This window comes from Flexivirga sp. YIM B11880, assembly GCF_058148645.1.
Genome location: NZ_JBMAMH010000001.1, coordinates 78,654 through 101,189 on the forward strand (window position 1 = coordinate 78,654; position 22,536 = coordinate 101,189).

The window sequence follows — 22,536 nt, forward strand, 5'->3', positions numbered from 1 at the left end:
AACCTGCACCGTGACGATGGTGTCGAAATCAGCTTCGCCCAGGTGCGCCCGCTGCGAAATACGGGTTTGCGCTATAGCGTCGATAAGCCGGATCTCAAACGGATTCGCGCACGACCGGCCAGTCGTCGATCCCGCGCACCAGCTGCAGGAAGGACCGCTCCGCCGGGGAGAGCAGCCGGTCCCGCCGGTGGGCAACGGTGACCGGACGCGCCGGCAGTGCCGGCTCGACGTCGACCACCCCGAGCCAGCCTTCGGCGACCTCCTGCTCGACCGCGTGCTCGGAGACGAGAGCGACCCCGAGGGACGCGTGCACCGCTTCCTTGGAGGTCTCCGGCCCGGTGATCTCGGACCGCGCGACGTCCTGCAGACCCCAGGTGAGCAGGGCGTCCTCCTGCAGGTCGCGGGTGCCGGACCCTCGCTCGCGGAGGAGGAACCGCTCGCCGGCGAGCGCGCTGGGCTCGACGCGCTGTCCGGCCAGCGGGTGCCCGGGCGCCACGATCAGCAACAGCCGCTCCTCGAGGACGTTCTCGATGAGCAGTTGGGCGCTGTTCGGACGTCCGGCGAAGAGGGCGAGGCCCACCTCGCCGTCGACCAGGCGCTGCATCAGCTGCTGGCCGTTGCCGACGAAGATGTCACACTCCACTGCCGGATAGCGCCGGCGGAATCGGGCCAGCAGCCGCGGCACGAGGTAGGTGCCGACACTGGTGGTGCCACCGACCACGATGCGACCGGACTGCAGGCCCGACACCTGCCGGATCGCCCCGACGGCTTCGTCCGCCAGCAGGAAGACCCGCTTGGCGTACTCCATGAGGACCTCGCCCTCGGCGCTCGGCCGGATCCGGGCGCCCGACCGGTCGATCAGGGTGACCTGCAACGACTGCTCCAGCTGCCGGATGTGGTTCGACACCGACGGCTGGCTCATGTAGACCTTGCGCGCGGCCGCGGAGAATCCGCCGCACTCGACGACCTGCATGAAGATCCACAGCCGGTGGAGATCCAATTGCATGCCGGCGCCTTCCGCTCGTCGATCCGCACACCATACTCAGGGACGCAACACGGAGAGCACCTCGTCCAGGTCGACGAGCAGCCGCTCCAGCGTGTCGAAGCTGAGTTCGCCCATGGTGCAGATGCGGAAGTACTCCTCGGCCAGCTTGCCCTGGCCCGCGTAGATGACGTAACCCCGCTTCTTGAGCTCGTCGTGCAACGCGTCGTAGGTGACGCCCTCGGGCAGGCGCAGGAGGTTGACCGTGTTGGAGCGGTGCTCCTCGGCGATCGGCATGGTCAGGCCGAGCTTGTCGAAACCGGTGCGCACCAAGGCCGCCCGGTCCCGATAGAGCTGCGAGCGGGCCTCGAAGCCGCCCGCCTCGCGGTATTCCTTGATGGCTTCGTCGAACGCGAAACACACCTGCACCGCGGGCGTGAACGGGACGTTGCCGCGACGTTGCCCGTCCAGGTAGGTCGCAGCGTTGAGGTAGAGGCTGCGGACCGGCACCTCGTAGAGGCGGTAGACCGCGTCCTGGGAGGCGAGGATGAACGACATACCGGGCAGTCCGTGCAGGCCCTTGTTGGCGGTGCCGCAGATGATGTCGGCCGCGACCTCGCCGAGGTCCTGGTTCTCGATGGCGGTGCCGCTGATCGAGTCGACGACGAAGAGCACGCCGGCGCGCTGCGCGATCTCACCGATCGCCTTGATCGGGTTGATGATCCCGGTGGTCGTCTCGTGGTGCACGGCGGCGATCGCGTCGATGCGCGGGTTGGCGGCCAGCGCCTTCTCGATCGCGACGACGTCGATCGGGGTGAACCAGTCACCGACGACCTCGGTCACCGGGATCCGGTGCGCCTCCGCGATCTTGCGCAGCCGGTCACCGTAGACGCCGTTGTTGACGACGAGGATCTCCCGGTCCTCGCGTACGGAGCTGATGACCGCCATCTCCATGGCGGACGTGCCCGATCCGGTGACGAGGATCGCCTCGTGGCCGGGCACGTTGAGCGCGCCGGGAAGCGCGTTGCGGATGGACCAGAGCACCTGGGTGAACTCTTCTTCACGGTGGCACATGTCCCCGCGGTCGAGGGCGTGACGGACCCGGTCGCTCGTGCAGGAGGGGCCGGGATTCAGCAGGACGAGAGCTTCATCTGACATACCGATGACGCTAGCCGCGCCGCCGCGGCTACGGCACCACGCGATTGGCAATGAGCCCCATAGCGACAACGGCATTGTGGGGCTGCGCACCGCACAGGAGCATTGGCTGCGAACCCATCAGACCCTGCCCGGGAGGCCGCCGCATGTCGCCAGACCAGTTGGCCCTGCTCGGGGTCCCGGCCGCCTTCGCGCTCATCACCGGCGCGAACGACGGCGGTGCGCTGCTGGCGCCAGGGCTGAAGCTGCGCGGCATACGCACCCTCTCCGCCATCGCCGTCCTCGGCGCGTTCGTCGTCCTCGCACCGATCTTCCTCGGCGATCGGGTCGCCGAGATGTTCGTCTCGCACCTGGTCACCTCCGGACCCGGCGGACGCCTGCCGCTCCTGCTCGGGATCGGCGCAGCGGTCCTCGTCGTCGCGACACTCACCCGCGCCGGCCTCCCGACGTCGTTGACGCTGGCGGTGATCGGCGGCATCACCGGCGCCGGGCTGGGCGCCGGCCTGGACGTCTCGGTGCCCGGCGCCCTCACCGTCCTGGGAGTCGGTATGGCAGCACCGTTCGTCGGCGGTCTGCTCGGCTACGGGCTGACCCACCTGACCCGGGCCCTGCCCCGCCGGCAGTCCGCGATGCGCAGCATCGCCCGGATGCACCGGCTGGCCTTCACCACCCAGTGCCTCGCGTACGGCGTCAACGACGGGCAGAAGATGCTGGCCGTTCTGGTGATCGCGACGAGCACCGGCACGGGCACGTTCCGGCCGAGCACCGAGGATCTTCTCCTGCTCGCGATGTTCTTCGTGGCGGGCACGATCGTCGGTCTCCCCCGGGTCGCCGCCTCACTCGGCGACCGCCTGCTCGCCGTGCGCCCGGTGCACGCGGTGTCGGCCGAATTCGCCGGTGCCGTCTCGGTCCTCGGCAGCGCAGCCGTCGGAGTCCCGGTGAGTATGACGCAATCCCTCGCCGGTGGCCTCGTGGGCTCGGGCATGGGACACGGCCACGGCCGGATCCGGTGGCAGGCCGTGCGCCGCATCGGACTGGCCTGGCTGCTCACGCTTCCGGCGAGCGTCCTGGTCGCCGCCACCGTCACCATCGCAACACTGGAGGTCCTGCCGTGACCAGACTCGGCCGCGTCGTCGGAGTGCTCGCCGGTCGCACCGACCAGGACGTCGTCGACGCCCTGCTCGGTCAGCTGGCTGCCGTCCGGGAAGGTGTCCAACTCGCCACCGAGATGGTCACCGGGCTGGCGCGGGCAACCGCCAGGACGCAGATGGAGCAGCTGGAGCACGACGGGGACGAGGCACGCGCCCGGCTGGTCGACGTGCTGTCGCAGAGCCTGGCGACGCCGATCGACCGGGAGGACCTCTTCCGGGTGTCCCGCTCGATCGACGACGTGCTCGACTCGTTGCGCGACTTCGTGCGCGAGTCGGACCTCTACCACGTGTCCGACCAGACACGGTTCGAGCCGATCCTGGAGGTCGTCGGAGCCGGCATCGACAGCCTGGAGACGGCGGTCGGTGCGTTGCCCGGGCAGGCGGCGACGCTCACCCAGGGCGCGCTGGACGCCAAGAAGTCGGGGACCGCGATCGGCCGGCTCTACCAGTACGGCATCGCCGAGCTGTTCGCCGGCGAGATGTCGGCGGAGCGGATGAAGACCCGCGAGCTGCTCCGGCGGCTGGAGATCGTGGGGTCGCACATCGCCACCGCGGCCGACGCCCTCGCCGACGGAGCGATGAAGCGCTGGCACTGAAAGACTTTGCCTGTCAGTGCTGTTCGAGCACCGAGGTCGCTGCGTCCTCGAGTATGCCGAACGCTCGCCGCAGCTCGGCGTCCGTGATGTTCAGCGGTGGGCACAGTGTGATGACATCGCCACCGCCGATCTTGAAGCTCAGGCCGCGCTGGAGGCAGGCGTAAAGCAGCTGGTCGGCGATCTCGGCGGAGCCGCGCCCGCCATACCCGGCGGTCTGCAGGCCCCAGTACATGCCGAGTCCGCGAACCGTGTGAAACAACGGCGAGCGCCGCACCAGCTGCTGGAGGGCGTCGAGGCCCGTGGCCCCGACGACGCGCGCACGCGCCACCAGATCCTCGGACTCGATGACGTCCAGGGTGGCGAGTGCGGCCGCTGCACCCAGCGGGCTCTTCTCGTGGGTGTAGTGCCCGAGCGCACCCTGCGGTGCGACGTCGAGGCCGGCTCGCACGAGCGTCGCCGCGAGCGGCATCACTCCGCCACCGAGGCCCTTGCCGATCACCAGGATGTCCGGGGTCGCGCCCAGCTCCTCGCACACGAACATCGACCCGGAACGGCCCAAACCGCTTGGTATCTCGTCGAACACGAGAAGAGCACCATGAGCGTCGCAGCTGCGGCGGACGCGGGGCCAGAAATCCGCGGGGGGTACCTGCACCGTGGTCCACCGCATCGGTTCGGCGATGACGGCGGCCACGTCACCTTGGACCTCGAGGACGTAGTCGAGATAGTCGGCCAACCGCTCGTAGGCGTGGCCATCGCTGCCGAAGAAGCGTTCGGCGAGGTGCAGGGGTGGGACGTGCTCGGTGCCGGGCAGCAGCGGGCCGACGTTGCGGCGGAAGAGTTCCTCGCCGCCGACCGAGATCGCGTCGAGGCTCGCGCCGTGGAACGAGTCCCACATCGACACTGTCTTGTGCCGGCCCGTCGCGTACCGGGAAACCTTCAGCGCCATACCGATTGCGAGCGCACCACTGGGCGCCAGCAGGACCTTCTCGATCCCCGGCGGCGCGATCTGGACGAGCCGCTCGGCGAGCCGGATCGCCGAGCGATTGGTGAACCGCCGCGGCGAGAACGGCAGGCGGTCGAGTTCCGCGTGGACGGCGGCGACGACATCGGGGTGCCCGTAGCCGACCTGATGGACGCTGTTGCCGTGGAAGTCGAGGATCTCCCGGCCCTCGACATCGACCAGCGTCGCGCCGTGCGCGCGCTCGAGGACGTCGAGGCAGGGTGTCGAGAGCGACTGCCGCACGTAGACGGCTTCGTCCGCGTCCAGCAGCTCCCGGGTCTGGACGCCGAGGCCGTCATACCAACGGCGCCGGCCTGCCGAGGAATTGGTGTCGCCCTCGGTGACACCGTCGAGTTCCAGCGGGCCGGGCGCCGTCGGCTCATGCATGCCGGTCGCTGCTCAGTAGCTGATGCAGGCCGAGCGCCAGTCGGTGTAGAAGTCCCACACCTGCGGCGAGCACTCCGGCGCGCCGAACTGCGACGCCTTGGCGCCCATGTGCGGGAGGTGGGCGTACGCACCCACACCGGGCCGATTGACGTGCAGCATGCCGGCCTCGAACTGATTGAGTGCCTCGAAGGCGCGCGACTGGCTCTGGGTGAAGATGGTGCCGGACATGCCGTACTTGACCGAGTTGGAGATGCGCATCGCATCCTCGAAGCCGTCGCAGTCGACAACCGAGAGCACCGGGCCGAAGACTTCCTCCTGGGCGATCTCGGAGTCCCACGGCACGTCCCGCAGCACCGTCGGCTTGACGTAGAAGCCCTTCGGCAAGCCGTCCGTCGCCTGCTCACCGCCGACGGCGACCGTGGCGCCGGCCTTCTTGGCCGACTCGATCCCGGCGAGACACGCGGCCATCCGGTCCTCGTTGACGACCGGGCACACGTTCGCCGTCTCGTCCGTGGCGATGCCGACCCTGAGGTCCGCCACCCGAGCGACGAGCCGCTCGAGCAGGTCCTCCTTGACCTGGCGGTCCACGATCACCCTGCTGGTGGCCGAACACCGTTGTCCTGCTTGCCCGAACGCGCCGTGGATGATCGCGTCGGTGGCCTTGTCGAGGTCGGCGTCGTCCAGCACGATGACGGCGTTCTTGCCGCCGAGCTCCAGCTGCATCCGGGCCAGCCGCGGTGCTCCCGCGACGTGGATCGCCGTGCCGACCGGCAGCGACCCGGTGAAGGAGATGCCCGCGACCGCGGGGTTTCCGACCAGCGCCTCACCCGCCGCCCGATCGCCCTGGACCAGGTTGAGCACACCGGCCGGGACACCGGCCTCGTTGAAGATGTCCTGCAGCAGCGCCGGGGTGAGCGGCGTGAATGGGGAGGGCTTGAAGACCGAGGTGCACCCGGACAACAACGCCGGCGCGACCTTCCACATCGGGATCGCCAGCGGGAAGTTCCACGGGGTGATCAGCCCGACGACACCGAGTGGCACCCGGAAGGTCATCGCCCAGGTGCGCGGCTCTTCCGCGGGGGTGGTCACGCCGTTCAGACGCCGGGCCTCCCCCTGGGTGAAGTCGATGATCGCCAGCGCCCGCTTGACCTCCCCGCGGGACTCGTTCAGCAGCTTGCCCTGTTCGCGACTGATCGCCGTCGCGACTTCCTCGGCGCGCTGTTCCAGGATGCGGCCGGCCCGCTTCAAGTATTCGGCGCGCTTGATCGGCCCGAGGTCACGCCAGGCCGGGAGGGCCTCGCTCGCCGCGTCGACCGCAGCATCGACATCCGGACCACCCGACTCGGCGAATTCGCCGATGATGTCCTCGATGTCACCGGGATTGGTGTTGGTGCGCGTCTGCCCGCTGTCCGCCGGTCGCCACTCACCCCCGATGTAGTTCTGCGTGAGCCGGCTGTCAACCATGGTCCCCATCGGGCGTCCCTTTCGTCGTGGCTGCTGCTTGTCCAGCAGCCTTGTCGGTCGGCTGCGCACCCACAACCGGGGTTTGGCAATGCCGCGCATCAAGCACGCCTATATGCGGGTTCGGGTATGCCGGACATAGGCACTTCAGGTGTTCCCCGCCGCAGCGGGTTCGCTTTTGATGAATTCGACAGCACGGTCTGCGGGAGTGTCCGTGCCTATCGACGACGAGGGAGAACTCACATGTCAACATCGACCGACCAGGCGGCCCTGGCCCAACAAGTGGTCGTGAACGGCCGAAGCTACGGGCCGGCGTCCGGACCGGTCGTCGTCATCTGTGTCGACGGCAGTGAGCCGGCATACCACGAGACCGCGATCAAGGAAGGCCTGATGCCCTTCCTGCAGTCGGTCATCGAGGGGACAGGGACCTCCTTGCCGGCCGAGTGCGCGATGCCGGCGTTCACCAACCCGAACAACCTGTCGATCGCGACCGGTCGGCCGCCTGCTGTCCACGGCATCTGCGGCAACTTCTTCTACGATCCCGCGTCGGACGAGGAAGTGATGATGAACGCGCCCGAACTTCTGCAGGCGCCAACGATTTTCGCGTCATACGAGGAGCTCGGCGCATCGGTCGCGATCATCACCGCCAAGGACAAGCTGCGGCGGTTGCTGGGCGCCGGCCTCACGCGGGGTATCTGCTTCTCGGCGGAGAAGGCCGACCAAGTGACCATGGCGGACAACCGGATCGAGGGCGCGCTCGAGCTGGTCGGTATGCCGCTGCCGAGTGTCTACAGCGCCGATCTCAGCGAATTCGCGCTGGCCGCAGGCGTGAAGGTGCTCGATCGCGACCGGCCGGACCTGATGTACATCTCGCTGACCGATTACATCCAGCACAAGTACGCGCCCGGGTCGTCGGTGGCCAACGACTTCTACGCGATGCTCGACCGGTACTGCGCACAACTGGACGCGCTGGGCGCGACGCTGGTGGTCACCGCCGATCACGGGATGAATGCCAAGTCCGACGCCGGCGGCAAGCCGCAGGTCGTCTATCTGCAGGACCTGCTCGATGGTTGGCTGGGTGCGGGCACTGCCCGGGTCATCCTTCCCATCACCGACCCCTACACCGCGCACCACGGCGCGCTCGGTTCGTATGCCACCGTCTACCTGCCGGGCCAGCCGGTCGCCGAGATCATCGAGCGGCTCCGGGCGGTCGACGGTGTGGAAGTTGTTCTCGACGCCGAAGAGGCGTGCGAGCGTTACGAATTGCCGCGCGACCGGATCGGGGACATCGTCCTCGTGACGGAGCAGGACACGACGGTCGGGACCACACCGGAGCGACACGATCTGAGCGCCCTCGACCGGCCGCTGCGCTCGCACGGCGGCCTCAGCGAGCAGAGCGTTCCGTTCATCGTGAATCGCCAACTGCATGACCTGCCGGCCGATCACCGGTTGCGCAACTACGACGCCTACTGGGTGGCGCTCAACTTCGCCCAGCAACCGGTCAGCTGACGCGTCGCAAGACACCGTCCCGGAAGGAGAGGCCATGACCTCGACCGGCCCCCGCGTGGCGGTCGTCGGCGCCGGCATTGCCGGCCTCGCGCACGCACTCGCCGCTGCCCGGCAGGGCCGGGAGGTCGTGGTCTTCGAGCGGGACCAGCGTGCCCTCGGTGCCTCGGTCCGCAACTTCGGGCTGGTCTGGCCGGTCGGGCAACGGCCGGAGCTCTACCGGACCGCCCTTCGCAGCCGCGACATCTGGCTGGAGGTTGCCGCGGCGGCCGGCTTCTGGGCCAGCGCGTGTGGCTCGCTACTGGTCGCGCGGCGGCCGGAGGAACTGGCGGTGCTGCACGAGTTCATCGACACCAATCCGGCAGCGGCAGAGCGCGGTTGCCGCGTCCTCGGACCCGGCAAGGTCCGCCTGCGCAGCACCGCCGTCCGCGAGGACGGCCTGCTCGGTGGCCTCTGGAGCCCGACAGAGGTGAATGTCGACCCACGGCAAGCGATTCCGGCGATCGCCGATCATCTTCGACGTGAGTACGGGGTGCGGTTCGAGTTCGACACCACCGTCACCGGCATCGACCTGCCGGTCGTGCACACGAGTCGTGGGCGCCGGGTCGCCGACGAGGTGATCATCTGCAGCGGGCCCACCTGGGACACCCTCTATCCCACCGAACATGAAGCGGCCGGCCTCAGACGGTGCAAGCTGCAGATGCTCCGGACCGTGCCACAGCCGAACGGCTGGCGACTGGGTCCGGCGCTGTGCTCGGGCCTGAGTCTCTTGCATTACGAGGCGTTTGCCGACCTGCCCAGCCTGCCTGCCCTGCGTGACCGGCTGGACGCCGACCATGCCGTCCAGCGGAAGAGCGGCGTGCACGTCCTCGTCTCGCAGACGGAGGCCGGCGTGCTGTCCGTCGGCGACAGCCACGACTACGGCTCGGCCCTCGACCCGTTCCTGCACGAGCCGGTCTACGCGGCGCTGCTCGACTACCTGGACGGCTTCACCCGCGTACCGGACACTCGAGTGGCCGAACGCTGGATGGGTGTCTACGCCTCCGGGGGCCGGCTCCCGACCCGCTTCTCACCTGCGCCCGGTGTCACCGTCGTCAACGGCCTGGGCGGTGCCGGGATGACGCTGTCCTTCGCGGTCGCGGAACAGACGCTCGCGGAACCGACGCTCGCCACGCTGCCCTGACCACGAGGGACCCTGGAAGTCAGCTGCGAACGAGCTGCATTCAAGGCTCGGTATGACGAAATCCATGGGACCGGAACGATCGTCAAAACTGCGTCATGCAGTCGTAAAGCCTTTCGTGCCAAGGGGATCCAGTAGCCCCTTCTCGGCATACAGTCCAGCCGTCCCGCCGCCGCACGCGCTCACCCCCGGTCTCGCGCACGCGCAGTTCGGCCGACACATCGGCACACCGGCGAGCCACCCAGCGGTCGGTGCAACGGCGCACGCACAGGCGCTCGCGTCGACCCGGAAGGGCTTCAACATCAACGGTTACAACTGCTCCGGCATGGTGGCGACCGGTTCCGGCTTCACCGCCACGAAGGCGTCCTGGGTCGAGCCCAGCGTCACCTGCAACTCCAGCAACGACCTGATGGCCCCCTGGGTGGGCATCGACGGCTACGGCAGCACCTCGGTGGAACAGACCGGTGTCGCCACCGATTGCTCGACCGGCTCACCGGTCTACCAGGCGTGGTACGAGATGTACCCCAAGAGCCCGGTCTACTACTCCAACACCGTGCGAGCCGGTGACCACATCACCGCCTCGGTGACCCGGAGCAACCGGTCCTACACACTCACCCTGAGCGACACGACGCAGGGCTGGACGCAGACCACGACCAAGTCCTACAGCGGCGCCAACGCGAGCGCGGACTTCGTCATGGAGTCGCCGACGGGCGCCTATCCCGCCTTCGGCTCGGTCAGCTTCACCGGGTCCACCGTCAACGGCAGCGCCTTGGGCAACTTCAGCCCGATCGCGATGGACGCTTCGAACAGCTCCGGTTACGAGGACCACACCAGCGCACTGAGCAACGGCACCGATTTCTCGATCACCTACCTGCACGAGTGATCGAGCCGGGTATGGCGAAGGGCCCCGGCGAGATCGCCGGGGCCCTTCCTGCACGGGGTGCCAGGTCTAGGATTCGAACCTAGGTAGCTTTCGCGACGGATTTACAGTCCGCTCCCATTGGCCGCTCGGGCAACCTGGCGTGGTGCGTGGACGAGGATAACAAGCATCGGGCGGCTCGGGCCAATCGGCGTCCCGCGGCCACCACGCCGGCCGTCGCCCGGCATACTCTGCCCAGCACTGCACCGATCCGAAGGAGCTGGAGATCATGGCCGACTCGTCGTTCGACATCGTCAGCAAGACCGACAAGCAGGAGGTCAGCAACGCCCTCAACCAGGCTGTCAAGGAGATCTCCACCCGCTACGACTTCCGCAATGTCGGCGCGTCCCTCGAGTGGTCCGGCGAGAAGATCGTGATGAAGGCGAACTCGGAGGAGCGCACGCTCGCGGTGCTCGACGTCTTCCAGACCAAGCTGGTCAAGCGCGGCGTCTCGCTGAAGTCGCTGGAGCTGTCGCACGACGGCGAACCGCAGCTGTCCGGCAAGGACTACCGGCTCGAGGCGACGCTGAAGAACGGCATCAGCCAGGAGAACGCCAAGAAGATCTCCAAGATCATCCGGGACGAGGGCCCGAAATCGGTCAAGTCCCGCATCGAGGGCGACGAACTGCGGGTCACCAGCAAGTCACGCGACGACCTGCAGGAGGTGCAGCGGCTGCTCAAGGCCGCCGACCTCGACGTCGCGCTCCAGTTCACCAACTACCGATGATTCTGTTGCGGTTACTGCGATGTGCTGCCCCTCGGTCCGCAAATAGTCCACAGGATCACCCAGAGGTCCGAGCACTGAGGTCGTGACGTCGGCGGCGACCGCAATGACGGGCTCCCGACCATGAGCCGTCCTCGGGCACAATCACCGCATGACCCCACAGAGGGACCGCTTCGCCGGCGAGATCCTCGGCGTCGGCACCACCGAGGGCACGCGCGTCGTTGTCGGCCACTGGGTCGCTTCACCGTACGGGCCGTTCACCGACCTGATGATCGAGCGCCGCGACGGCAACCGCATCTTGCTCGCGCCCACGCCCCAGGTAGCGGAATTCGTTTCATCGACGTACACGTTCGACGAGGTCCGGCTGGCCCAGATCGACGTCAGTCGCCGCGACGGCCGGCTGGACGTTGTCGGAGGACCGCTACGGCTGCACGCCGTGGTCGGCAAACGCACCCGCATCGGGTGGGCGTTGCAGCTCCTGCCGGACACCATGAGCGCACAGAGCTGGTTCTGCAGGATCAGCGACCCGATCGCCCGGATCCTGCTGCCGGGCGTGCGCACCCACGGCACCGCAGGGCACGACCGGTATGAGTTCTACGGCGCACACGACGTGCATGCTGTGACCTCCGTCAGCGGGTCCTGGGACGGCGAGGACCTCGGCGGCCTCGCGGCGGTGATCCCTGCGCCGCGGTTCGGATTCGCCTCGACGCCGCGCTCTCCGGCGCTGACCCGCATCACGACCACGGTCGTCCATGCCCCTTGAGATGCACCCCGCCCAGCGCCCGCGTGAGCCTTGCGCGCCGGGCCCTCCGCTCACGGAAGTTCCGCGCCCGCCATACGCAACGCCATCCGGGCACTGTGCTCGGCGATGCGCTCCGGCACCCACGCGTCGCGTTCGTCATACCAGCGGGCGACATCGATGGACATGCCCATGATCGCGTTGGTCGTCATACCGATGTCGGCGCAGTCGAAGTCGCCGGAGGCGGCGCCGTCGGCGAGGGTGGCGCGGATCAGCTGCTGTATGTCGCGCCGCAGCCCGTCGATCGTGTCGCGGTGCTCGGGCGTCAGTGCGGACAGTTCGTAGTTGACCACCCGAGCCATCGTGTGGTCGACGACGTGGGTCAGGACGAGCCGCCGGATCAGCGCGGCGAGCCGCGCCGGCGGCGCCACGACCTCCCGTTGCGCATCCAGCAGCGCCGCCAGCGTCGCCTGATGGCCACGGAGCGAGATGGCGAAGAGCAGCGACTCCTTGGTGCGATGGTGGACGTAGACGGCGGCCGGCGACATGCCGGCCGCAGCAGCGATGTCGCGGGTCGTCGTACCGTGAAAGCCCTTCGCAGCGAAGGCATCTCGTGCGGCATCCAGCAGCCGCCGCTGGGTGCCGCTCGGCGATGCGTTCACGGTCTCGGCCATCCGTCCCTCTCATCGCCGCTGCACGACAACCGCCGCATCGATTCCTGCATGCTTCGTTGACGAGCATGCCGCAGCATGCGACGCTAAGCAAGCGCTTAGTAGTGCGCTGAACCCACCACTTGCGAGGAGCCGACGGTGCCCACACCTCTCACCTCATGGTCCGGCCGGCGGGTGGTGGTGACCGGTGCCGCTCGTGGCATCGGAGCGGCCGTCGCGGAGCGGCTCGTGGGCCTCGGTGCCCGGCTCGTCGTCACCGACCTCCTCGATGAGGAGCTCAAGGCAACAGCGGATCGCCTGCACGCCCAAGCGATCTCGGCCGACATCGGCACCGTCGACGGAGTCGGCGAGGTCGTCGACGGGGCGTTCGCAACGCTGGGTGAGATCGATGTCTGGATCGGCAACGCGGGTGTCGCAAGGGGCGCGGGCCTGGATGCAGCGGAGAGCGACTGGGACCTGTCGTGGCAGGTCAACGTGCTCGCCCACGTCCGCGCCGCCCGCTTGCTGATCCCCCGCTGGCTCCAACGCGGTTCCGGGCGCTTCGTGGTCACCGCGTCGGCCGCCGGACTGCTGACGGTGCTCGGGCAGCCGTCGTATGCCGTCACCAAGCACGGCGCCGAGGCGTTCGCCGAATGGCTCGCCGCCACCTACGGACACCGTGGCATCGACGTGCACGCCATCTGTCCGCAAGGTGTCCGCACCGACATGTACCCGGGGCCGGGGGCCGACCCGGCGGCCGACATCATCGGTCACGACGGCGCACTCGATCCCTCCGACGTCGCCGACGCCCTGGTGACGGCCCTGGCCAATGGCGACTTCCTGGTGCTGCCGCACCCGGAGGTCAAGGACTATTTCGCGCTGCGTGGCGGCGACACCGACAGGTGGCTGCGCGGGATGCAACGGTTGCAGGCCCGGATCGACCAGATAGGAGCGAGCCGATGAAGGCGTGGCAGGTGGCGCAGCTGGCCGAGCCGGCACGGGCCGTACACGTGGCGCAGATACCCGAGCCGGAGCCAGGGCCGGACGAGGTGCGGGTCAAGGTGCTGAGCACGGCGCTGAACTTTCCGGATGTGCTGATGTGCCAAGGGCTTTACCAGGTGCGCCCGGAGCTGCCGTTCACTCCGGGGGTCGAGTTGTGCGGCGAGATCACCGCACTCGGAGAGCGGGTCTCCGGCCGGTCGATCGGTGACCGTGTCATGGGCATGGCCGCCATACCGCACGGAGGTTTTGCCGAGTCGGCCCTGATGCCGGCCGACAGCGCACTCGCGCCGGAAAGTCTGGACGACGACGCGGCAGCCGTGCTCACCATCGCCTATCAGACGGCGTGGGCGGCGCTGTTCCACCGCGCCGGACTGCGTACCGGCGAGACCGTGCTCGTGCAGGCGGCTTCCGGCGGCGTGGGCTCCGCCGCGGTCCAACTGGCGAAGATCAGCGGCAACCGGGTCATCGCCGTCGTCGGCGGCGACGCGAAGACCGACGCCGCACGGGAGCTCGGCGCCGACGTCGTGATCGACCGGACCATCGACGACGTCGTCGCCCGGGTCAAGGAAGCCACCGAGGGACGCGGGGCGGATGTCATCTTCGACCCGGTCGGCGGGGACGCCTACGACCTGTTGGCCAAGTGCGTGGCCTTCGAGGGACGCATCGTGGTCGTCGGCTTCAGCGGTGGCCGGATCCAGGCACCGCCGCTGAACCATTTGCTGCTCAAGAACTACGCAATCCTCGGATTGCACTGGGGCTATTACCGAACCATGCGGCCCTCGGTGATCGCCGAAGGTTATGAACACCTGGACCGGCTGGCCGCGCAGGGCCTGATCCGGCCGCTCATCACCGGCCGGCTCGGCTTCGACGAGCTGCCCGACGGCCTGACCCGGCTGGCCGCCGGCCGAACCATCGGCCGGCTGGTCTGGCACCCGTCCGCCTGACCTGAAACCAACGCAACCAGAAGGAGACACATGTCGGAGACTCGAACCGCCATCGTCACGGGAGCGGCCCGCGGCATCGGCGCCGCCATCGCCGAACGCCTCGCGGACGACGGCCTGGCAGTTGCCGTGCTCGACCTCGACGAGGGCGCCTGCCAGACCGTGGTCGACAGGATCACCGACGCCGGTGGGAAGGCCCTTGCCGTGGGGTGCGACGTCAGCGACGAGACGTCCGTGACGGCGGCCGTCGCGCACGTCGCCGGCGAGCTCGGCGATCCCACCGTGCTGGTCAACAACGCCGGGGTGTTGCGCGACAACCTCATCTTCAAGATGTCGGCCGACGACTGGGACACCGTCATGAACGTGCACCTGCGTGGCAGCTTCCTGATGACTCGCGCCGCCCAGAAGTACATGACCCAGACGCGGTTCGGCCGCATCGTCAATCTGTCGAGCACCTCGGCTCAGGGCAATCGTGGTCAGGTGAACTACTCGGCGGCCAAAGCGGGACTGCAGGGCTTCACCAAGACGCTGGCAATCGAACTCGGCAAGTTCGGCGTCACTGCCAACGCGATCGCGCCCGGCTTCATCGTCACCGACATGACCAAGGCAACGGCCGAACGCGTCGGCGTCGACTTCGAGGAGTTCCAGCAGTTGGCGGCCAAGGAGATCCCGGTGCAGCGCGTCGGACGCCCGGCGGACATCGCCAATGCCGCGTCGTTCTTCTGCAGCGAGGCCTCGGGTTTCGTCAGCGGTCAGGTGCTGTATGTCGCAGGCGGCCCCTACGACTGAGGTGTCGGTGGATTCCGCCCCTGAGGCACTGCCTCAGGGGCGGAAATAGGGCATCCGCCCGACGCGGCGTGCTACCTCAGACGAGCAATCTCGATGTCAACAGCACACGACATCGAAAGGCACGCTCATGAACTTCTCCTTCTCCACCGCCCCCATCGTCGAAGCCGAGATCGCCTACCGCCAGCAGCAGATCGCGCACGACTTCGCCGTCGCGCACGGCTGGGAGCTGAGCGTCCGCCGGTTGTTCGGCCGCCGGCGCAGTCCCGCCGAACGGAAGCCGGCACCACGCAAGGGCCTCAACCTGGTCACGCCCGGCCGCCTCGGCTGGCGATGAGCCACCCCGGATCTGCCGTCGCCGATCCGCTGCCGCAGGTCACCGGCGAGAATGACGGGATGAGCTCCGACTCCTCGCCCGCCGGCCCGATCTTCGGCCGCAGCCGGGAGATCGACGACTTCGCGCGGTTGCTCGGGGACACCGCCCGGTCGTCGATCACCCTGGTCGCCGGCGATGCCGGCATCGGCAAGACCCGCCTGCTGCAGGAGATCGCCGCGACCTGCCGGGCCTCCGGTGGCGTGGTGCTCGTCGGGCGCTGCCTGGATCTCGGCGACAGCGCAGCGCCATACCTGCCGATCTCCGACATCGCCCGCTCCCTCCGCGAGCTGCCCGCCGCGGCCGAGCTGGCAGCCGACTTCCTGAAGCCCGTCGACGGCGTGCGGCCGGTCGAATTCTTCGAGACGGTCGCCACCATGTTCGACGCCCTCGCGCAGCTCGCGCCGGTGCTCGTCGTGCTCGAGGACGTCCACTGGGCCGACCGGTCGACCCGCGAGCTGCTGACCTACCTCTTCACCCACGACGTGCGGCCCGGCGTGCACGTCGTCGCCACCTACCGCACCGACGACCTGCACCGGCGGCATCCACTGCGGCCGGCCCTCGCCGAATGGTCCCGGCTGTCCACCGTGCGCCGCGTCGTGCTCGACCCGCTCGAGCCCGGTCCGGCAAGGGACCTCGTGCGCCACCTGCAGCCCGATCTGGCCGATGACACCGCGCGCCAGATCATCCGCCGAGCGGCCGGAAACCCTTTCTTCACCGAAGAACTCGTCGCCGCATCGTCACCGTCCGGCGATCCCGACGAGCCGTTCCTCCCCGCCGATCTCGCCGACATCCTGCTCGTGCGGACGGATGCGCTGGACGAGGACGCCCGTGGCGTGCTGCGCGCCGCCTCGGTCGCCGGCTCCGGTGCGTCCGATGCCACGCTGCGCGAGCTGACCGGGCTGCCGAGCGACCGGTTGCAGGCAGCCTTGCGGGCCTCCGTCGATGCGCATCTCCTGGTCACGACACGCAGCGGCGACTACGACTTCCGCCACGCACTGCTCGCCGAGGCGATGTATGACGACCTCCTGCCCGGTGAGCGCGTGCGACTGCACGACCGGCTGACCGACATCCTGATCGCCCAGAACGGCTCAGCAGCAGCGATCGCCCTGCACGCCGAGCGCGCGTCGCGTTTCGCCGACGCGCTTCGGGCGCGGGTGACCGCCGGTGCGGAGGCGCTCGGCACCGCTGCGCCGGCGAATGCCGCCCGCCACTTCGAGAGCGCGATCGCCCTCGCCGCCGGACATCCGGAGCTGACCGACGTGCCGGACGATCTGGTCGAACGTGCCGCCGAAGCACTGCTGGGCGCCGGCGACCCGCACCGCGCCGCGGAGCTGGTTCGCGACGCCCTGCGCTCCTTCACCGGACCGACTCTCGATCGCGCCCGGCTGCTGCGGCTCTATCTGTCGGCACTGCTGCTCACCGACCTGCCGACGATGCACATCAAGCTCTGCATCGCCGATCTGCCGGACGAGGCCGACGCACTGCTCGACACGGCGATCGGCTGGGCACGGCAGGCCGACGACAACGTGCTGCTCGGCCAGCTGCTGGCGCTCAAGGCGCACTACCTACTGGCCTTCGAGAGGCACGAGGAGGCCACGGTCGCCGCGGCTGACGCCCTCACCATCGGTCGCTCCGTGGACGAACCGTCGATCATCAGCGATGCCATGACCACCCAGGCGAAACTGGACGGCCTCGCCGGCGACCTCACCTCGGCGCTCACCACGCTGGAGCAGGTCCGCGAACGCGCTGCCGCGGAAGGCGACATTCGCGCCGAGCTGCGAGCACTGCATCAGCTCGCCGGCCTGCACGCGAGGACCGACCAGCACACCAAGGCGGCGGCCGCCTACGCCGAGGCGATCCGACGTGCGGCGGAGGCGCACGCCCGCACGGAGATGTACGGTCTCGACTCGATCATCTTCGCGGCCACGCTCGCAGCGAAACTGGGCGACTGGGAGCGCGTCGACGAACTGCTCGCCGACACCGACGACCTGCCGCCGCTGGCCAGGGCGTCGACCGCCGCGGTGCAACTCACGGTCGATGTCGCCCGAGGCCGCTTCGACCGGGTGAGGACGGCACACGAGGAACTGCATCCCCACTGGCGGCAGGACATGTTCATCCTGGTGAACGACGCGCCCGGGATGATCGAGGTCCTCGGGGCATCCGGTGATCTGGAGGGCGCGGTCGCGGTGTTCGACGAAGCGGTCACCACCGTCCGGAAGGTATGGCGCCTCCCGGTTTTCGACGCGCAGATCCGGATGTCCGCCCTGTTGCTCACCCAGCTGGCCGACGCCGTTGCCGGGAAGCCGCGAGAGGCCGGCGTCTGGGCACCACGAGTGAAGCAGCTCGAGGCGACGCTGGAAGCCGTGCTCTTGGTGCGCGGCTCGCGTGATTCGCTCGGTGTGGAGTCGCGGGCGTGGTTCGCGCGGGCTCGGGCCGACCTCGCGCGGCTGGCCGGTGACGACGCCCTGGCGATCGACGAATACCGTGAATCGGTGCGCCTCTTCGCCGCTGCGGGTTTCTGTTACGAGGAAGCCGCGGCGAAGCTGCTGCTGTCACGTGCGCTGCACGCTGCCGGTGATCGGGAGAACGCTCGCTCGCTGTCGGAGCAGGCGCTGCACACCGCGCGTCGTCTGGGCGCTTCCCGCCTCGTGGCTCAGCTGCGCACCCGTCCGCGTGCGGAGGGCTCGGGTGACGGCAGCCTGACGCCCCGCGAGCGGGACGTGCTCGAGCTGGTCGCCGCCGGCATGACGAATGGGCAGCTCGCCGGCCGGCTCTTCATCAGCACGAAGACGGCCAGTGTGCACGTCTCCAACATCCTCGCGAAGCTCGGAGCGTCGACCCGCACCGAGGCGGTCGACCTGGCCCGGCAGCGCGGCCTGCTGGACTGAGCCGGCTCAGTCCTGGGTGACCGCCTGCTCACTCCTGGGTGAGCCGGTCGCGGATCTCCGCGCCGATTCTTCGCATTCGCCTCATCACGGATGCCGCCCCGGGCGCCGACTCATCGGTTGGCCAGTTCGCGATCGCGGCATAGGCCACGGCCCGGTCACCGTGGCGGACAAGACCCACATCCGCCCGGATGCCGTCGTCGGTGCCGGTCTTGTTGATCAGCGCCGGATGCCCCGACTCACCGATGACGTTGTGCGCCAACGGATCCTCGCCGAAAGCGGACGCGATCATCGACAGGTCGGTGCTGAGCGACATCCACTCCGCCACCAGGGGCGAGACGCTCCCGTCATACAGCCGGCGGGCGAAGCCGATCAGCGAGGCGGCACTGGCGCGGGACAGCGTCGGCGGTGTACCGGGGATCGTCAGGTCCCGCGCCTCACCCCGCACGTAGTCGAGCAGCTCCATCGGTGCGCTGCTGATCGAATCGGCATAACTGGCAACCGCATCCAGGCCGACCAGGTCGAGCAGTACATTGGTCGCAAGATTGTCACTGACCGCGCCGACCAGCCGGCAGACGTCCACCACCGTCAGATCGGGCTGGTCGAGCACGTGCCAGAGTCCGGAGTCGCGCACGAAGCGTGCGCCGTCCTTGGTCACCCGATGATCCGGTGTCAGCTCACCGGCGTCGATCCGGCGGGCCACTTCTCCGAGCAGCAGCAGCTTGCCGACCGACGCGGTTTTCAGCACCTGGTCCGGTGCCTGCTGCAGCCACGGCTCCGCATTCGGCTCGTCGAGCGGCACGACCAATACGCTCCACCCCGCGCCATCGCTCATTGCAGTCCCCCGAACGTCTGCTGGCAGCGCAGTTGCTCCCGCAACCGGCTGGTGCCGTCCACGAACGAGCGCCGGACACCCGCCGGCAGATCCTCGGCCAGCGCACGCTCCGCCAACTCGATGGTGCGCTGCTCCACGACCGTCGACGGGTAGCCGTCACCGGCGAGCAGATGCAACACCATGTCGCCGAGTTTGCCTGCCTGTCGGGGAAGTTCATCGAAGAAGCGCTCGACGTAGGGGCGGGTGACGTGCTGATCGGTGGCGCCGAAGAAGTTCGCGGCGACGGCGCTGAGCTCGGCATTGCTCGAGGTGTCGGACCCGGTGAGCCGCTCCCATGCCCAGGCCTTGGCCTCATCGGTCGGGATGCGGGTGCGCGCGGCCAGCGCACGCAACACACCACTGGCCGACGGATCCTGCTTCTGCCAATGGGCGATCTCGTCCTCGTCCAGCTCACCCAGGGCGGCGAGCCGGCCGATGACCGCCCAGCGGAACTGGTCGTCGCCGACGAGGAAGTCGGGCAGACGGCGGCCGGCGAGCCAGTCGCGCAGCAGCGCCACGTCGGCGGAAGTCCATGCCACGAGCCGGCCGGCGGTCAGCGTGCGGGAGTCGCTCACGCCGGGCGCGTCGAAGACGGCCCGTCCGGTGGCCGCAAGACGCTCGAGCGCCTGCGGTGTCTGCTGCGGCGACAGGAAATGACCGGGCATCGCCCGCGCGACGAAGGTCGCCACCGCTTCCAGCAGCGGGTCGACGTCTTCGGCCGGCCAGGCGGCCTCGAACACGTCGAGCACCAGTGCCGGGTCCACGGAGCCGAGCGCGAGTCCGTTGAGCAGCGAAGACCACACGACTCCGCGGGTGGTCGGATCGGCGATCGACGGCAGCTCGGCGGGCAGCAATTGCCGGCTCGCACTGTCGAGCTGCACGATCGCCCAGGTGCGGTCGGTTGCGTTGGGCACCAACAGCTTCGGCGCACCGTCCAGTCCCAGACCGTCCACCCGCGTGGTGTCATCGCCGATCCGGACGTCGGCGCGCGCGACTTCGACGCCGTCGCCGAAGACGGCGATGTCGGTCACGTGCGGCCGGTCCGCCGGGTAGGAGTGCGGGGCGGTGCGGCTGATGACAGCCGACGTGCCGTCGACTTCCACCGAGAGGGTGTCAGTGCCGGGTGTCAGCAACCAGCCCCGTGCCCAGTGCGCGAGCTCGGTGCCGCTCTCGGCGGTCATCGCCGCCAGGAAGTCCTGGAGGGTGGCGTTGCCGAATTCGTGCTGTTGCAGATAGTTACGCACGCCGGAGAGGAACGTCTCCTCACCGATGTATGCCGCGAGCTGCCGCAGAGCGGAGGCACCCTTCGGATACGTGATGCCGTCGAGGTTCTCCAGCGCCGCGTTCGCGTCGGGCGCGGGTGTCCCGGCGATCGGGTGGGTGGAGGGGGCGCGGTCGGCGGCATACCCCCAGTTCTTGCGCATGGCCGAGAAGTCGACCCAGGCCTCGGTGAACTCGGTGGCTTCCGCCGTGCCCTGTTGCGCGAGGAACTCCGCGAACGACTCGTTGAGCCACAGGTCGTCCCACCATTGCATGGTGACCAGGTCCCCGAACCACATGTGCGCCATCTCGTGGATGATGACGACCGCGCGTAGGAGGTGTTCCGCACGGGACGCGTGTCCCTGGAAGACGAACTCGTCGCGCAGCGTGACGCAACCCGGGTTTTCCATTGCACCCATGTTGAATTCGGGCACGAAGACCTGGTCGTACTTCCCCCACGGATAAGGAATGCCGTAGACCCGGTGGTAGTAGTCGAAGCCCTGTTTGGTCACGGTGAAGATCTCGTCGGCCTGGTCGCGCAGCTGGTCGGCGAGGGTCGCCCGCGCGTAGATGTCGAGCGGTATGCCGTCGTGCTCATCCGTCCGGACGGCGAACGGACCGGCGCAGACCGTGAAGAAGTAGGTCGCGATCGGCTTGGTCCCGGCGAAGGTGCGCAGTCCGTCCTCGTCGCCGGTCAGCGCACCGTTGGCGATGACCTGCCAGTCCTTCGGCGCCCTCACCCGCACCCGGTACGGCGCCTTCAGGTCCGGCTGCTCGAAGCAGGCGTAGATCTTCCCGGCCGACGACGACGCCGGGCTGCCGTAGAGGTAGGCCTTACCGTCCTCCGGGTCGACGGCCCGGTGCATGCCCTCGCCGTCACGCACGTAGGCCATCACCGCATCGACCACCAGCTCGTTGTGAGCCTCCAGGTGATCCAGCCAGAGCCGACCGTCGCGCACCGCGGATCGATCGATCGGGTTGCCGTTCAAGGCGATCGACCGGATCTCGTGCGGCTGCAGCTCGACGAATGTGGACGCGCCCGGCGTCGCGCTGTCGAACCGCAGGACGGTGTGTGAGCCGAACAGCTCCTCGCCCTGGGTGAAATCAAGTGTGAGGTCGTATGCCGAGACGTCGACCAGCGCGGCGCGCTCCTGCGCCTCGGTGCGCAACAAGGAACCCATGGGTCTCACCCTGTCATGCGGTTCCTCCGGGTCCAGTAGATAGTGCGGTATTACGCACCATCTACTGGACCGGAACGTCGGGCTGTCCGTCCACATCGTTGCTCCGGTGTGCTGGCCGTCGACAGCTTCGGCGCTCCTGCTGTCGGTCCGGGTGCAGCGTTCCGGATACTCCCGGCATGACAGAGGCAGTCCAATTGGTCGGCGTCCGGCCATTGGTGACCCCGGCCGTTCGTCGCGCGGACCGGCGCGCGATTGCTCGTGAGCTGGCCGCCGATCACGGCGGTGTAGTGCACCGAATGTCCTTAGTACAACACGGCATCGACCGGTTCAGTGTGCGCAATGAGGTCGCCGCCGGTCGATGGTTCAAGGTGGGGCGACATACCCTGAGCGTCGGCTCGCCCGAGCTCGGCGAGGTTGCCCGGTTGTGGCGAGCCGTGTGGGAGTCGGGCTCGCGTGCGCGCCTCGACGGCGCGAGTTCCCTACTGGGCGCCGGTATGACGGGCTTCGCCCCCTCGGTCATCGACGTCACGCTGCCGAAGACGAGCCGCACCTACCCGGTGGACGGCGTCCGCACGCATCTGCCGCGCGTGCCGGAGCCGGTGATCGGCGGCGGCATCCCGCGGGTCGCCACGGAGTTCGCCGCGATTCATGCCGCGCAGTGGGCGGCGACCGATCGGCAAGCAGCCCTGCTGATCTGCTTGCCGATGCAGCAGCGGTTCACGTCGCCACCACGACTGCAGCTCGCCTGGCGTGGCGTTCGCCGGTCGCCTCGGCGCAAGTT

Annotated in this window: 19 protein-coding genes and 1 tRNA gene; 12 read left to right on the plus strand and 8 right to left on the minus strand. The window is 68.7% G+C overall.

Translation table 11 applies throughout. The features are described from left to right. Window positions 1-94: 94 nt before the first annotated feature. Together ACN8HC_RS00365 and ACN8HC_RS00370 are read right to left on the minus strand one after the other, a co-directional pair. The gene (locus tag ACN8HC_RS00365; protein ID WP_490072880.1) at window positions 95-1,006 is read right to left on the minus strand and encodes a LysR family transcriptional regulator; all 912 of its coding nucleotides are present in this window, start codon (window positions 1,004-1,006) and stop codon (window positions 95-97) included. A gap of 36 nt (window positions 1,007-1,042) precedes the next feature. Continuing rightward, window positions 1,043-2,140 (minus strand): pyridoxal-phosphate-dependent aminotransferase family protein, encoded by a 1,098-nt coding sequence (locus ACN8HC_RS00370; protein WP_490072881.1) that lies wholly within the window; start codon window positions 2,138-2,140, stop codon window positions 1,043-1,045. A 143-nt stretch (window positions 2,141-2,283) separates the two neighbouring features. On the opposite strand from ACN8HC_RS00370, the gene ACN8HC_RS00375 reads away from it, so the two are divergent. Further along, window positions 2,284-3,252, plus strand: coding sequence for an inorganic phosphate transporter (locus tag ACN8HC_RS00375; protein ID WP_490072882.1), 969 nt, complete (start codon window positions 2,284-2,286; stop codon window positions 3,250-3,252). Further along, window positions 3,249-3,884, plus strand: a complete 636-nt coding sequence (locus ACN8HC_RS00380) for a DUF47 domain-containing protein (protein ID WP_490072883.1) — start codon at window positions 3,249-3,251, stop codon at window positions 3,882-3,884. Before ACN8HC_RS00375 ends, ACN8HC_RS00380 begins: the two co-directional genes overlap by 4 nt. A gap of 13 nt (window positions 3,885-3,897) precedes the next feature. Here the strand turns inward: ACN8HC_RS00380 and pbfA are convergent, their stop codons facing one another. Both pbfA and ACN8HC_RS00390 read right to left on the minus strand, forming a co-directional pair. Continuing rightward, window positions 3,898-5,271, minus strand: a complete 1,374-nt coding sequence (gene pbfA / locus ACN8HC_RS00385) for a (R)-1-hydroxy-2-aminoethylphosphonate ammonia-lyase (protein ID WP_490072884.1) — start codon at window positions 5,269-5,271, stop codon at window positions 3,898-3,900. A 12-nt stretch (window positions 5,272-5,283) separates the two neighbouring features. Beyond that, window positions 5,284-6,744, minus strand: a complete 1,461-nt coding sequence (locus ACN8HC_RS00390; RefSeq protein ID WP_490072885.1) for an aldehyde dehydrogenase family protein — start codon at window positions 6,742-6,744, stop codon at window positions 5,284-5,286. A 231-nt stretch (window positions 6,745-6,975) separates the two neighbouring features. Here ACN8HC_RS00390 and phnA point away from each other — a divergent pair, with 231 nt between their 5' ends. From phnA to ACN8HC_RS00405, 3 genes are all read left to right on the plus strand, one after another. Continuing rightward, complete coding sequence (gene phnA, locus ACN8HC_RS00395; RefSeq protein ID WP_490072886.1) at window positions 6,976-8,241, plus strand: phosphonoacetate hydrolase; 1,266 nt, start codon at window positions 6,976-6,978, stop codon at window positions 8,239-8,241. Between the two features lie 34 nt (window positions 8,242-8,275). Beyond that, window positions 8,276-9,421 (plus strand): TIGR03364 family FAD-dependent oxidoreductase, encoded by a 1,146-nt coding sequence (locus tag ACN8HC_RS00400; RefSeq protein ID WP_490072887.1) that lies wholly within the window; start codon window positions 8,276-8,278, stop codon window positions 9,419-9,421. A 115-nt stretch (window positions 9,422-9,536) separates the two neighbouring features. Next, a complete protein-coding gene (locus ACN8HC_RS00405) occupies window positions 9,537-10,301 on the plus strand; it encodes a G1 family glutamic endopeptidase (RefSeq protein ID WP_490072888.1) in 765 nt (254 codons plus the stop codon). Between the two features lie 58 nt (window positions 10,302-10,359). Here the strand turns inward: ACN8HC_RS00405 and ACN8HC_RS00410 are convergent. After that, window positions 10,360-10,440, minus strand: a tRNA-Tyr gene (locus ACN8HC_RS00410). A gap of 126 nt (window positions 10,441-10,566) precedes the next feature. On the opposite strand from ACN8HC_RS00410, the gene ACN8HC_RS00415 reads away from it, so the two are divergent. Together ACN8HC_RS00415 and ACN8HC_RS00420 are read left to right on the plus strand one after the other, a co-directional pair. Continuing rightward, window positions 10,567-11,064 (plus strand): YajQ family cyclic di-GMP-binding protein, encoded by a 498-nt coding sequence (locus tag ACN8HC_RS00415; protein ID WP_490072889.1) that lies wholly within the window; start codon window positions 10,567-10,569, stop codon window positions 11,062-11,064. A 148-nt stretch (window positions 11,065-11,212) separates the two neighbouring features. Next, window positions 11,213-11,824, plus strand: coding sequence for a hypothetical protein (locus ACN8HC_RS00420; protein WP_490072890.1), 612 nt, complete (start codon window positions 11,213-11,215; stop codon window positions 11,822-11,824). A gap of 50 nt (window positions 11,825-11,874) precedes the next feature. Here ACN8HC_RS00420 and ACN8HC_RS00425 read toward each other — a convergent pair whose 3' ends face one another. Further along, the gene (locus ACN8HC_RS00425) at window positions 11,875-12,474 is read right to left on the minus strand and encodes a TetR/AcrR family transcriptional regulator (protein WP_490072891.1); all 600 of its coding nucleotides are present in this window, start codon (window positions 12,472-12,474) and stop codon (window positions 11,875-11,877) included. A 135-nt stretch (window positions 12,475-12,609) separates the two neighbouring features. Between ACN8HC_RS00425 and ACN8HC_RS00430 the strand changes: the two genes are divergently transcribed. The 5 genes from ACN8HC_RS00430 to ACN8HC_RS00450 all read left to right on the plus strand — a co-directional run bounded on the left by ACN8HC_RS00430 (window position 12,610) and on the right by ACN8HC_RS00450 (window position 18,443). Further along, a complete protein-coding gene (locus ACN8HC_RS00430) occupies window positions 12,610-13,413 on the plus strand; it encodes an SDR family oxidoreductase (RefSeq protein WP_490072892.1) in 804 nt (267 codons plus the stop codon). Then, on the plus strand, window positions 13,410-14,396 hold the full coding sequence (locus ACN8HC_RS00435; RefSeq protein ID WP_490072893.1) for an NADPH:quinone oxidoreductase family protein: 987 nt from the start codon (window positions 13,410-13,412) through the stop codon (window positions 14,394-14,396). The genes ACN8HC_RS00430 and ACN8HC_RS00435 overlap by 4 nt, the downstream gene beginning before the upstream one ends. A gap of 30 nt (window positions 14,397-14,426) precedes the next feature. Beyond that, entirely contained in the window at window positions 14,427-15,182 is a 756-nt protein-coding gene (fabG, locus tag ACN8HC_RS00440) for a 3-oxoacyl-ACP reductase FabG (protein WP_490072894.1), read from the plus strand. Between the two features lie 127 nt (window positions 15,183-15,309). Then, window positions 15,310-15,516 carry a hypothetical protein gene (locus ACN8HC_RS00445; protein WP_490072895.1) on the plus strand — a complete coding sequence of 69 codons (207 nt, stop codon included), beginning with the start codon at window positions 15,310-15,312 and terminating at the stop codon, window positions 15,514-15,516. A gap of 59 nt (window positions 15,517-15,575) precedes the next feature. Continuing rightward, window positions 15,576-18,443 carry a helix-turn-helix transcriptional regulator gene (locus ACN8HC_RS00450; RefSeq protein WP_490072896.1) on the plus strand — a complete coding sequence of 956 codons (2,868 nt, stop codon included), beginning with the start codon at window positions 15,576-15,578 and terminating at the stop codon, window positions 18,441-18,443. A 28-nt stretch (window positions 18,444-18,471) separates the two neighbouring features. Here ACN8HC_RS00450 and ACN8HC_RS00455 read toward each other — a convergent pair whose 3' ends face one another. Both ACN8HC_RS00455 and pepN read right to left on the minus strand, forming a co-directional pair. Further along, the gene (locus ACN8HC_RS00455) at window positions 18,472-19,275 is read right to left on the minus strand and encodes a serine hydrolase (RefSeq protein WP_490072897.1); all 804 of its coding nucleotides are present in this window, start codon (window positions 19,273-19,275) and stop codon (window positions 18,472-18,474) included. Next, window positions 19,272-21,755: an aminopeptidase N gene (gene pepN / locus ACN8HC_RS00460; protein ID WP_490072898.1), complete on the minus strand. Its 2,484-nt coding sequence runs from the start codon at window positions 21,753-21,755 to the stop codon at window positions 19,272-19,274. Before pepN ends, ACN8HC_RS00455 begins: the two co-directional genes overlap by 4 nt. Between the last annotated feature and the right edge of the window lie 781 nt (window positions 21,756-22,536).